Source organism: Psychrobacter sp. Sarcosine-02u-2, from assembly GCF_002836335.1.
GTDB classification, from domain to species: Bacteria; Pseudomonadota; Gammaproteobacteria; order Pseudomonadales; family Moraxellaceae; genus Psychrobacter; species Psychrobacter faecalis.
Genome location: NZ_PJBX01000168.1, coordinates 40,764 through 53,260, shown reverse-complemented (window position 1 = coordinate 53,260; position 12,497 = coordinate 40,764). Strand labels below are relative to the sequence as shown.

The following is a 12,497-nucleotide window of genomic DNA, read 5'->3' as shown; positions in this document are numbered from 1 at the left end:
TAAGTTGTGTCCAACTTATGGGGGTCAGTTCAATATAACGGGCTTTTTAATATCTATACGATGTGCTTTTATGATGTAAAGCTTATTTGTTCGCCGCTTGCGTGGCAGCAACTTCAGCAGCAAAGTCTTCTTGCTTCTTCTCGATGCCTTCGCCAACTTCTAAACGTTTAAAACCAAGGACTTTTACGCCTTCAGATTTTAATACGTCACCAACTTTTTTCTCATTGTCCATAACGTATGGTTGACGTAGTAAGGTTACTTCGTCTAGGTATTTTCGCAAGCCGCCTTCGATCATTTTTTCAACGATATTGTCAGGCTTGCCAGATTCTTTCGCTTTGGCTTCGATGATATCTTTTTCGCGTGCTAGTACATCAGCATCTACGCTTTCGTCATCTACTGCAACTGGGTTGAAAGCTGCAATGTGCATGGCAAGGTTTTTACCAGTTTCTTCACTGCCGCCTTCATAAGATACGACCACACCGATACGTAGGCCGTGACGGTATGCAGCGATGTTTGCGCCTTCTAGGACTTCAACGCGGCGAATTTGAATGTTTTCACCGATTTTTTGTACCAAAGATACACGCGCTTCTTCAACGGTTTGCTCATCGCTATAAGACAATTCAGAGATAGCAGCAACGTCAGTGACATTGTTTTCTAGGGCAAGATTGGCCACTTTTTCTGCAAATGCAGTGAAGTTTTCATCTTTTGCAACGAAGTCAGTTTGGCAGTTTACTTCTAGCAAGAATGCTTTGTTGTCACCTTGAGCGATGATAATAGCGCCGTCAGCTGCGATGTTACCTGCTTTTTTAGCCGCTTTCGCTTGACCAGATTTACGTAGGTTATCAATGGCAACTTCGACATCGCCGTTTGCTTCTTCTAACGCTTTTTTACATTCCATCATGCCAAGACCAGTACGGTCACGCAATTCTTTTACCATTTTGGCAGATATTTTTACTTCTGACATAAGAGTTACCTTTTATGATGTAGGTGAGTATTGTTATGTAAGGGAGTGCACGATATCTAAACGCGCTGACATTCTGTGCAATAAGTCAGTAATGCTCGGCGCGTTAATAATAAGGCATGACGAGTAAAACTACATCATGCCTATTATAGATTTCCATAAACTTTATGCGATTAATAACCTTATATGGCTGCTAATAGCTAAACTATCAAGGCATCCTTACAAAGTTAAACCTTATCGCTTAGCAATTACTCTGCTGGAGTCGCTGCTTCTTCAGTTTTCGCGTCAGCTGCCGCTTCAGTGGCAGGAGCTTGCTCAGCGTCTTGTGCTTGGTCAGCTTTACCGCCTGCTTGAGTTTGCGCATATTCTTTACCAGCGATAATCGCATCAGCAATAGAAGTTACATACAAAGTCACAGCACGGATAGCATCATCGTTAGCTGGAATGATGTAATCAACGTTATCTGGGTTTGAGTTGGTATCAACGATACCGATAACTGGGATACCTAGATTTTTAGCTTCTTTGATAGCGATTGCCTCATGGTCTACGTCTACGACGAAGATAGCGTCAGGTAGGCCGCCCATGTCTTTGATACCACCCAATGAACGCTCAAGTTTTTCCATATCACGAGTACGCTCTAATGCTTCACGCTTAGTCAGCTTAGCAAAAGTACCGTCTTCAGATTGTTTTTCAAGCTCTTTTAGGCGATTGATTGACTGACGTAGGGTTTTCCAGTTAGTCAACATACCACCTAACCAGCGATGGTCAACGTATGGCATGCCAGCGCGTTGTGCTTGCTCGCGGATAACGCCGCTTGCTGCGCGTTTAGTACCGACGAATAATACTTTGTTTTTCTTAGCAGCTAGGCCGTTTACGTAAGTCAATGCTTCGTTAAACGCTTTTACGGTGTGCTCTAAGTTGATGATGTGAATCTTGTTACGGGCGCCAAAGATGTATGGACCCATTTTTGGATTCCAAAAACGTGTTTGGTGACCAAAGTGAGCGCCGGCTTGTAATAAGTCGCGCATTTCGATTTTGGTTGGATTGTTTGAAGCCATGTGAAATTCCTATTGGTTGGGTTATGCCTCCACATCACAAAAACTGCCTATCTAGCGACACGCATTTGCTAACGGTTGGTGTTTATTAGAACAGCACTAACTTTTTTGCAAATTAATCAAGTCGCCAAACACCCAGCAATTTTTCGCCATGATGTGTGTGTCATTGTTTGATGGGTTGGTTTAAAAATTGAGCTATGATTTGAAAGTTCAGAATAATACTGAATGATAAAAATAGCTGGGCTGTATTTTACCATATAACGCTTAGCGACTGCTAGCGCTATTATGCATCGCTACCCTTCAATCACTCCGCAGTGTCCAAATCCAAATCACGGTCTATCTGCCAAATTAAATACGCCCCCAAACTCATGAGTACAAAGAGTGCAATACCGATTTTTAACACAGGATTAAGAGGGAATAAGTTTAATAATAAACCACCAAAAATACCGACCGAAAACATCAACGAGCCTTGTAAAGCACTGGCCATACCCGCACGGCGTTTTTGAAAAGCAAGCGCAATCGCCGAGGCGTTTGGCTGTGTCAAGCCCAAGCCCGCAATACAAAAGAAAATACAAGCTAAAACTAGCGGCAACCATGCATCCGTACCAAAAACAATACCGGTTACAAATAGCGCGGCGGCTGAGATGACCTGCATCATTGCCCCAAATCGTAGAATACTTAAAATACGAAAACGATTAGTCAGCCATTGATTCAGCTGGGTCAAACCTACGAACCCTGCCGCATTCATTCCAAATAACCAACCAAAATGAGTGGCCGAGACGCCATAGGTATCCATGATTAATTCAGAAGCTGAGCTGATATAGACAAACATTGCACCCATTAATAAGCCGCCACCTATCGCTGGATAATTAAAGGTCGGGTCTTTTAATAAATCCCAATATTGACTGAGCACTTCTTTGGCAGGACGGACGTTACGGTTTTCTTCAGTCAAGGTTTCAAAGAAGAAAAACTTGGTCAGTAATAAATTCAACGCCCCAAAAGCCGCCAAAAACCAAAAAATAGAATGCCAACTAAAGAACTTTAAAAATAAAGCACCAAGCGATGGCGCTAATATCGGCGCTAAGCCCATGACCAATATCATAATAGAAAAAGCTTTGGCGGTTTGTTTGGCTGTCAGGCGATCACGTATTGCCGCCCGCGTCACAACCGCTCCCACGCATGCGCCGAGCGCCTGAAAGGTTCGACCGACAAACAATACGTATTCATTATCGGTCGTCGCACAGACAATCGAGGCAATCACATATAAAATCATGCCCATATATAAAGGTTTGACGCGACCTACACGATCACTAAAGGGGCCATAAAACAGCTGACCAAATACCAAACCAAGAAAATAGGCTGGCACAGAGTTGGCCATAAAGGCGGTCGATACGCCAAAATCCTCTGCCATCGACGGCAATGCTGGCAGATACATATCAATCGATAATGGCCCTACTGCCACGATAAGCCCAAGCATCATAATCCATGCAACGGGCAAATCAGCAGAGCGCACTCGGTCAGCAGCATTGGGTTTATTGGGCAGGGAGGGTTTTGGAGCAGACATAATGAGACCATATGATAAAGAAAGGATTATTTTATTATTGATACGTGGTTTGTTGAGTAATTTTAATCGACTTTTATTGCAAAACAAGCCTTTTAAAAATACCGTCTATAAACAAGCTGCAACGCAAACACAGCAACGTAAACAGATAAAAAAACAGATAGTGCTATATTGCACTATCTGCTTGTAATTCAATAGATGCTTGATGTGAATAAAATAAACCTATCTCACTCAAATACAGTGGCCAAATATGGCTGATTTTTTAACGGAATTGACGTTTGCCAAAAGCGGTACTGGCTTGCTTGGCTTTTCTAAGCGCCAGTTTACGGTTGCGTCCAAACATCATTTTTAGTTGCCAAAATTTTTCTTTATATAGCGTCGTAGCTGGCTGCTCGAACATGGCATTGATAACGCGCTTACTTGCCAGCACCGCATCGGGTGAGCGCTCAGCAAACTCGGCGGCAAGCTTTTGCGCCTGCTCAAGTGGCGTTTCACTACAATGGCTGACCAAGCCAAGCACTTGGCCTTCCTCGGCATTGACTGTACGCGCGGTCATTGCCAGCTCCTTTAAGACATCAGCGCGTACGACGCCAAACCCTGATTGCGTTAAGCCCATGTCAGGTACGAGCCCCCACTTAGCTTCCATAATAGACAATTTACACTCAGGATGGCTAATACGCACATCACAAGCCAGCGCCAGTTGTAAGCCCGCGCCAATACAGTAACCTTCTAAAACCGCAATCACTGGCACAGGCACATCACGCCAAACCAAGCAGACGCGTTGAAAGAGACTTTGCCAAGGTTTAACCAGCTCCCATAGCGCAAACGCTTGGTTTTTAGGATGGTTTAAATCGCCCAAATCGATACCAGCACAAAACGTGCCTTCTGCGCCATTAAGAATCACTGCGCGTACCGCTTTATCTTTACTGATACGCCCTGCGACCGCAATTAACTCTTGCACCACTTTAAAGCTCATGGCGTTCTTTTTTTCCGGTCGATTAATGGTCACCGTTATTATATTGTCGGTCGCGCTGACTTGTAATGTCTCATACTGGTAAGTGGCAATAGCGTGCATAATCATCCTTAATAATAAATAAAACACTTAGAGAGTTTGTTAATCCGTTTAATATTAACAGCCTTGAACTCGCCCTTCCTTATCAATAACTGACTACTAGGGTATCGTTTATCCTCAGCGGTTTGATAATTATCCGCTTTAAATCATTTTCCACGTCATATCATTTTCACTTAGACGATGATAATTAAGCTGCGGATACGCCGATAAATCGAGGGTTTGTAGATTGTTTAACGCCGTCAATAACGCTTCATAATAAGGCTCGAGCATCGCAAACTGAGCCGGCGTGGTATGTTGAATATTCAATAAGCACTTATCCTCTAGGTCTTGGCTGGCCTGACGTAGTTGCGGCACACCGGTATAGCGACTGCCACCCAAGATACGATGGGCAATTTGCGCCAGCGCGCTGCGGTTACGAGTGTCCCATGCCTGCATCAATGCTTGCTTTTCATCATTGATGGTATCAAACATCATAATGATGAGCTTGGCCGCTAAATCGGGTTTATTGGCTGAGCGCGTCAACGCATCTTGCCAATTTAAAATCTCCGAGGTATCAAGGATATTTGCGCCCATGTCCGTATTATTTTGCCCATGTGCGGTATTTACTGCTTGTTCATCTTTAGCACGCTCTGACATTTGATAAGGCAGATAAGATAAGGGTGCTTGCCCCTGCCCTTGATAATGCAGATTCTCATAGTGTGGCTTTTCATAGCGTGGTTTCTCGTAACGTGGTTGGGTTTCGCGCGGTGTCTCGCGTCTATAATCTTCACGCGGCTGACTGTCACGCAAATAGTTATCGCGGATTTTCTTCAGTGATAAAGGACGGGTAATTTTTGCCGGACTCTTCACTTTATTATCAGAACTTGTATTGGCGATATGATTATCCTCGTTATCTTTGAGCAAAGGATAAGTTGGGGTTGTCCCATCTACGTAAGACGTCAAGGCGTTTTGATTTGCCCCACTTTGTAAGTCAGCGTGCAAGTCAGAGCTATGCAAGTTATCACTATGAATAGTGGTTAATGGCGGCACTGAATCGGTACGACCAAGCCATTTTTGCAGCACTTGTAGCAACTGTGGCTGGCTAATAGGTTTGCCGACATAATCATTGATGCCGCTCGCAATTAGCTTATCGCGCTCATCGGCTAAGCCATGAGCCGTTAAGGCGATAATCGGAATGTGATGATCAGGGGTTTCGATATTACGGATTTGCCGCGCCGCTTCATGCCCTGACATACGCGGCATTTGAATATCCATAAATATCAAATCGATACTGTTTTTGTGCGCCGTACTACCTTTATCATCTGTCGTAGTATCGTCAAGATGTAATGGATTAACCGCCGATTTACTAGCATCATCACGCGCTTCGGCTTTAGAGATTTGGGTCTTTTTCGACAGACTTTGGCTATTAGTTTTAGCATTTTTAATATGTTTGGTTTGCTGTTTACTGATGATTTCTATCGCATCAAAACCGCTGCTGGCGGTAATGACATGGATGCCAAGTTCACTTAGCAGCGCATCAAGCACCAACAAGTTTGGCAGATGGTCGTCGACAGCCAAGACGGTTACGCCCTTCCAGCGCGGCTCTTGAACGCCACTCGGAGCGCTGCGTTTCTGCGTATCAAGCATCGCATAGAGCTGTCTTTTATCTAAAGGCTCATACAAAATATTGGCATGATAACGATTGAGCAGTGCTTGATCGGCGGCAACTTGATAGCCAAATACCGCCAGCTTTCCTTGATAATGCAGACGAATTTGTTTGAGTAGCGCCATCATATCGTCTTGGGTATCGTCATCTACGATGACCCAATCCCAATAATTACCGCGCTCTTTGAGCGACTCAAGTACGCCTGGTAAAGAGTTTGCTTGAGTCAGGGTAATCGGTAAATGTTGCAGGCTGGCTTTGAGCACCTGTATCGAGGCAGTATGATTGATCCAAACCAGCACATTAAACTCGTCCGTATCGCTGGCAAGTGGCGCGAGCACGGGCAACTCAATCGTTTGCCCAGTTGCCGCTTCCAAGACATCGACATGGGCTGGCATTCGAAACCAAAACGTCGCTCCTTGATTAGAGATGTTTTCTTGCACATTGTCATAAAAGCCAATGTCGCCGCCCATCAGCCGCGTCAATTGCTTGGAGATGACCAGACCCAAACCGGTGCCGCCGTATTGCCGCGTAATCGACGGATCGCCTTGGCTAAAGCTTTGGAAGAGCATTTTTTGGTCAGATAATGAAATCCCTTTACCGCTATCTTGCACGCTAATCATCAAATAATTGTCGCGATGATCATCCAAGCTCACGCGTACAACCACATCGCCACTATCGGTAAATTTAATCGCATTACCGACGATATTGGTCAGTACTTGTTTAAGGCGCAACGCATCGCCATTGATGCGCATCGGCACGTCGTTATAAAACAATACCGCCATGCGCAGACCTTTTTCGGCAGCAACCGGCGATAGCATATCGACCACATCATAAATGGTGTCGTAAAGGTCAAACTCATGACAATCAAGGACCAATTTACCCGCTTCAATCTTAGAAAAATCCAAGACGTCGTTCACTAGCGCTAATAGATGCGCCGACGATTTACGGATGGTTTGCACGTACAAATCTTGTTCAGGATTGAGCTCACCGTGACGCGCCAGCAAATTAATAAAACCATCGATACTGTTTAATGGTGTACGCAATTCATGGCTGATATTGGCCAAAAACGCCGATTTTGCTTGGCTGGTTGAAATCGCCGCATCACGCGCATTACGGATGGAGATATTTTGCATTTCCATCTCATCAAATGCCAAACGCAAATCATCTTCGGTCTGCTCGGCATGATCTTTTAAATCTTGGAAGCTGGCATGTAGGCGGCGTAAGGTCCTGACCAGATCTTGCTGCAATAAATTCAGCTCGCCATTTGATTCGACCGGAATAGGCTGATAAAGATTGTCGACATGGGTACGTTGTAATTGCAAACGCAGCTCGTAAATCGGTGCAATCCAACGTTTTGAATAAATATTTAAGCTCAATAACAAAATTAAAATCGTAAATAAACCCGTAATCGCGAGCGCCATGGCGATACGATAACGGGCGATATAAAGCGGCTCATTATCCATATCAATCATGAGCCACAATTGCTGCCCGTCAAACTCTCCCAAGCTACTGCCATAAGCGGTACCAATGGGCGTTGTTTGTTGCGATAAAAAGCGCTGTGAAGATTCTATCTGAGGCCAAGCTTCCTCAGTGCCATAACCGACGCTTGCCAGCACCTCATTATTTTGATTGATAATTGCAATACGCTGGACATGCTGCTCGGACTGCATACGCCCGAGCCTATCTTGAATACCTTCTAAGGCCGCTAACGCCGCTTGCGGGTTGTCCGCTGCCTTATTTTTATCATCGCCATTGTCTACCTGTTCTTGCTCTAATAACTCAGGAACCAACTCCGCAATCGTTGGCGTATAACGAATCAGTACCGCCTCTGCTAACGCTTCTTGCTCTGAATTACTGGCACGCATGGTTTCATAAAACACCAAAATGCCACCGACCGCTGCCAATAAACAAATTGGCAAAAACACCAATATAATCAGCTGACCATAAGCGCTACTGGTATCAAAACGTTTTTTGTAAGCCATGCTGGGTTTATTCTCCACTGATTTTGGCGCTAAATATTATTACTGGTGAATACTATTATTGATAAACACTGTACGGTGCGCTCATGTATTCATTATTGATTAAGCATTAAAGATGAGCCATCAAGAATGACTTGCGATTATCTTAGCAGGATTCTAACGAAGGCGGTTAACCATTCCTTGGCAAACTTTTCTCGCTTCACTTACTCATGCACTTTCATTGCTCAAAGGCGATTACTAAAGGGTCAGCTTTTCGTATTTTGTTTATGCCTATTTGTTTATGCAGATAAGTACACTGCTTATCCTCAATAAAAATTTATGCATTAAGCGCAGGCGAAAACAAAATGATATAATGACGCAACTTTTTATTGACCACAATCAATCCCTGACGGTCATCAAGTACTGACCTGCTATTTAAACAGCGCCTATTAAAAAACTAATAATCGATAAGGATACCTTATGTCCGCTACGGCCCAGTCAAACGCCAATTTTATTACGCAAATCACTGACCTTGCCGATTGCGTGGGTAAGACGCCTTTGGTCAAATTGAATCGCCTGCCTGAGCAAGAGCAGATTGCCAATGGCGCGGTATTGCTCGCCAAACTCGAAGGCAATAATCCTGCTGGCTCGGTAAAAGACCGTCCGGCCTTTAATATGATTTATCAAGCTGAGCAGCGCGGTGATATTAAACCTGGCGATATGCTCATTGAAGCGACCAGCGGCAATACGGGCATTGCTTTGGCGATGGTGGCGGCGATGCGTGGCTATCCAATCACCCTATTTATGCCAACCAACTCGACCCAAGAGCGTAAAGATGCGATGGCCGCTTATGGTGCGACGCTTATCGAGGTGGACGAAGGCATAGAAGCTTCGCGTGATATGGCGCTGCAAATGCAAGCCGATGGTAAAGGTATTGTACTCGATCAGTTTAACAATCCTGATAATAAACAAGCGCACTATTTGACCACCGGCCCTGAGCTGTGGGCGCAAACGGACGGTAAAATCACCCATTTTATCAGCTCGATGGGCACCACAGGTACTATCACTGGCGTTGCGCAATATCTTAAAGAGCAAAACCCTGACATTAAAGTCATCGGTCTACAACCTGACGAAGAAGCATCTATCGCTGGCATCCGCCGCTGGCCTGCCGCTTATATGCCTGGTATTTTTGAAGCAGATTTGGTTGATGACATCATGGATGTTGATCAGCGGGTCGCCGAAGTTTATATGCGTAAATTGGCGAAAACTGAAGGTATTTTTGCTGGTGTGTCATCAGGCGCAGCGGCATGGGCCGCTACCGAAGTCGCAAAAGCAAATCCTGATGCCGTGATTGCTTTTATCGTTTGCGACCGCGGTGATCGTTATTTATCGACGGGCCTATATAATGTGAATGACGCTAACGATAGCACGGATAACGCCACCCCATAAGCTTATAAATAGGCAGGATTATGTATGTCAAACGCCCTTTCGTCCAAACCTATCTTGGTCTTTGATATTGAAACGGTTGCCGATACCGAGGCTGCCCGCCGTATCTATCCGCAGTTGGCTGAGCTAAACGATGCCGATGCTTTAAGCGCATTGACAGCGCTGCGTGTCCAAGAAGCAAGTCACGATTTTATGCGTTTGCCCTTGCAGCGTATTGTCTGTATCTCTGCGCTCTATATTAAAGACGGCAAATTTTCCCTGTTTTCTTTGACCGCCGATAAGTTTAGCGAAAAAGACATTTTAAGCAAATTTTTTCGCGCGTTCAGTGACCTTGAAAAGCTGCCACAATTGATTAGCTGGAACGGCTCAGGCTTTGATATTCCGGTGCTTATTTATCGCGCCATGCAGTATGACTTATCGGCGCCGTGGTTATTTGAAGAAGGCGAGCGTATCAAAAACATGCGCTTTGATAATTACGTTAATCGCTTCCACAGTCGTCATCTTGATTTGATGGACAGATTTAGCCAATACGGTGCCAGCCGCCGCGAAGCCATGGATATCGTCGCCAGTCTTTATGGCTTGCCAGGTAAAACCGATGTCGATGGCAGTATGGTTGGCGAGTTGGTCAGCAATGATGATTGGCAAACGTTGTCAATATATTGCGAATCTGATGTGATGAATACTTGGCTGATTTATTTGCGCTGGCTGCGATTGACAGGGCAATTGTCCTCACCAGATTTTGAGGCGTGGCAGCAGCAAAGCCGTGATTATTTAGCAAGTTATACCCAAGCAGATGGCAGTCCTCGCCATCATGAGTTTATTGCTGATTGGTCCTCTGCGCCTGCGCCATAGCAGAAATTTTTATCTAACGAGCGTTTTCATAAAAGCGTCTTTATAAAGATGACGTTTTGTTTTAACAGCTAATGTCTCGCCCTTATTTTTAGTTATTTACCCTTTATTGCTTATTATTTATTATTAAGGCAGGTTTATGCAGCCCACCGACCCAAAAGATTCTACCACTCTAAACGCCAACCAACCGCCAGACGAGACTCAGACCATTACTATGCCGCCAAGTAAGAAAAAATCTAAGCCCTCATCAAAAACCCGTCGCCGTTTAAAAGATGCTGAGCCATTACCCTTTAAAATAGATGGCTTATCGCATGACGGTCGCGGCGTTGCTATTTATGGCAATGGTTTCGGTGAAGCCGACGGTCATATCGAAGACAAACACGGCAAAAAGATTTTTGTCAGCTTTGCATTACCGGGTGAAAGCGCCTTAGTCAAAATCACCAATAGCCGTAGCAGTTTTGAAGAAGGCGATGCGGTGAGCATTACTGCCAATCCAAACCCTGAGCGTGCTGTAGCGCCCTGCCCGCATTTCGGTGTTTGCGGTGGCTGTAACTTGCAACATTGGCAGCCTGATGGTCAAATCAACTTTAAGCAATCGGTACTCGCTGAATTGCTTATGCATCAAGCCAATGTTGAACCAGAGCATTGGCTCGCGCCCGTGGTTGGCGATCGCTTAGGTTACCGTACCAAAGCGCGGCTCGGCGTGCGTTATGTCGCCAAAAAAGAAACCGCCTTGGTGGGTTTCCGTGAGCGCTCAAGTAACTTCTTAGCGGAATTAAATGAGTGTCATATCTTAGACCCACGTATTGGCTTTGAAATTGAGAATCTAAAAGCGCTTATCAGCACGCTTGAGAGTCGTGACAAGATTGCTCAGCTTGAATTAGCCATGGGTGAAACGCTGCCAGAGCTACCTGATGGTAATCAGCCGGTTGCACTGATTGTACGTAACTTGTCACCCTTGTCAGATGCGGATATTGAAAAATTAAAAACCTTCTTCGCAGCGCGTAATTGGCAGCTCTATTTACAATCAAAAGGCGCCGATAGCATTCAGCGTATTGCCTTAGCTGAGCATGAAGATATGACTGAGCAGTTTGGGCGCTTATATTATCAATTGCCTGAGTATGATTTGACCTTTGAATTTATCCCAACCGACTTTACTCAAGTTAATTTATCGGTCAATCGTCAAATGACCAAGCTTGCTTGTGATTTGTTAGACTTAAAAGCGGGTGAGCGGGTGCTCGATTTATTCAGTGGTTTGGGTAACTTTAGCTTACCACTCGCGCGTTTGGTCGGCGAAACTGGGGCGGTGGTCGGCGTCGAAGGCAGTGAAGCCATGACTGCCCGCGCGGCCGATAATGCACGCCGCAATGGCATTACTAATACGGAGTTTTATAGCCAAGATTTAACGCAAGATTGCACCGATAAACCTTGGGCCAATCAAGGCTTTGACGCGCTACTCATTGACCCACCGCGTTCGGGCGCGTGGGAGATTATGCAGTATCTGCCGAAGTTTAATGCCGAGCGTATTGTCTATGTCTCTTGTAACCCTGCTACACTCGCCCGCGATACCAAAGCTTTGTTAGAGCAAGGTTATCGTTTGACGCATGCAGGCGTGATGGATATGTTCTGTCATACCGGTCACGTCGAATCAATCGCACGCTTTGAGAAAGTTGCAGTTTAGCGTCAGCTTTAGTAGTGCTGATATTTTAAAATAAGAAGTTTAAAAAAACATATTGTAGCGCAGCGTGTTTTAACACACGCTACGCTATAGTATGAAAACAACGTATGACAGGTATAAATAAGCACAACCTTTTTGACCCTATTACTTTAGATAAAGTGGCTTAAATGCCAGGGTTAAACAGGCGTTATGTTATCGAAAGCGACATTATCATTACAGAGCCTTGCTTGATTTGTCATTGTGAAATGAGATAATAACAGCCAATGTATTTA

General features: G+C 44.9%; 8 protein-coding genes. 3 read left to right on the top strand and 5 right to left on the bottom strand.

Annotated elements, in window-relative coordinates:
* Window positions 1-82: 82 nt before the first annotated feature.
* From tsf to CXF58_RS09490, 5 genes are all read right to left on the bottom strand, one after another.
* Window positions 83-964: a translation elongation factor Ts gene (gene tsf, locus CXF58_RS09515; RefSeq protein WP_068403979.1), complete on the bottom strand. Its 882-nt coding sequence runs from the start codon at window positions 962-964 to the stop codon at window positions 83-85.
* 245 nt (window positions 965-1,209) lie between these two features.
* Window positions 1,210-2,019, bottom strand: a complete 810-nt coding sequence (rpsB, locus tag CXF58_RS09510; RefSeq protein WP_068403976.1) for a 30S ribosomal protein S2 — start codon at window positions 2,017-2,019, stop codon at window positions 1,210-1,212.
* A 301-nt stretch (window positions 2,020-2,320) separates the two neighbouring features.
* Entirely contained in the window at window positions 2,321-3,580 is a 1,260-nt protein-coding gene (locus CXF58_RS09505) for a multidrug effflux MFS transporter (protein WP_102077342.1), read from the bottom strand.
* A gap of 259 nt (window positions 3,581-3,839) precedes the next feature.
* Window positions 3,840-4,652, bottom strand: a complete 813-nt coding sequence (locus tag CXF58_RS09495) for a crotonase/enoyl-CoA hydratase family protein (RefSeq protein WP_102077340.1) — start codon at window positions 4,650-4,652, stop codon at window positions 3,840-3,842.
* A gap of 138 nt (window positions 4,653-4,790) precedes the next feature.
* A complete protein-coding gene (locus CXF58_RS09490; protein ID WP_102077339.1) occupies window positions 4,791-8,276 on the bottom strand; it encodes an ATP-binding protein in 3,486 nt (1,161 codons plus the stop codon).
* A gap of 456 nt (window positions 8,277-8,732) precedes the next feature.
* Between CXF58_RS09490 and cysM the strand changes: the two genes are divergently transcribed.
* The 3 genes from cysM (at window position 8,733) to rlmD (ending at window position 12,228) form a co-directional block, all read left to right on the top strand.
* Window positions 8,733-9,701, top strand: coding sequence for a cysteine synthase CysM (gene cysM / locus CXF58_RS09485; RefSeq protein ID WP_102077338.1), 969 nt, complete (start codon window positions 8,733-8,735; stop codon window positions 9,699-9,701).
* A gap of 24 nt (window positions 9,702-9,725) precedes the next feature.
* Complete coding sequence (locus CXF58_RS09480; RefSeq protein ID WP_102077337.1) at window positions 9,726-10,550, top strand: 3'-5' exonuclease; 825 nt, start codon at window positions 9,726-9,728, stop codon at window positions 10,548-10,550.
* 136 nt (window positions 10,551-10,686) lie between these two features.
* Window positions 10,687-12,228 carry a 23S rRNA (uracil(1939)-C(5))-methyltransferase RlmD gene (rlmD, locus tag CXF58_RS09475; protein ID WP_102077336.1) on the top strand — a complete coding sequence of 514 codons (1,542 nt, stop codon included), beginning with the start codon at window positions 10,687-10,689 and terminating at the stop codon, window positions 12,226-12,228.
* Window positions 12,229-12,497: the final 269 nt, after the last annotated feature.

Coding starts and splice junctions, on each gene's coding strand:
- tsf (WP_068403979.1), bottom strand. CDS start 964: ATGTCAGAAGTAAAAATATCTGCCAAAATGGTAAAAGAATTGCGTGAC.
- rpsB (WP_068403976.1), bottom strand. CDS start 2,019: ATGGCTTCAAACAATCCAACCAAAATCGAAATGCGCGACTTATTACAA.
- CXF58_RS09505 (WP_102077342.1), bottom strand. CDS start 3,580: ATGTCTGCTCCAAAACCCTCCCTGCCCAATAAACCCAATGCTGCTGAC.
- CXF58_RS09495 (WP_102077340.1), bottom strand. CDS start 4,652: ATGCACGCTATTGCCACTTACCAGTATGAGACATTACAAGTCAGCGCG.
- CXF58_RS09490 (WP_102077339.1), bottom strand. CDS start 8,276: ATGGCTTACAAAAAACGTTTTGATACCAGTAGCGCTTATGGTCAGCTG.
- cysM (WP_102077338.1), top strand. CDS start 8,733: ATGTCCGCTACGGCCCAGTCAAACGCCAATTTTATTACGCAAATCACT.
- CXF58_RS09480 (WP_102077337.1), top strand. CDS start 9,726: ATGTCAAACGCCCTTTCGTCCAAACCTATCTTGGTCTTTGATATTGAA.
- rlmD (WP_102077336.1), top strand. CDS start 10,687: ATGCAGCCCACCGACCCAAAAGATTCTACCACTCTAAACGCCAACCAA.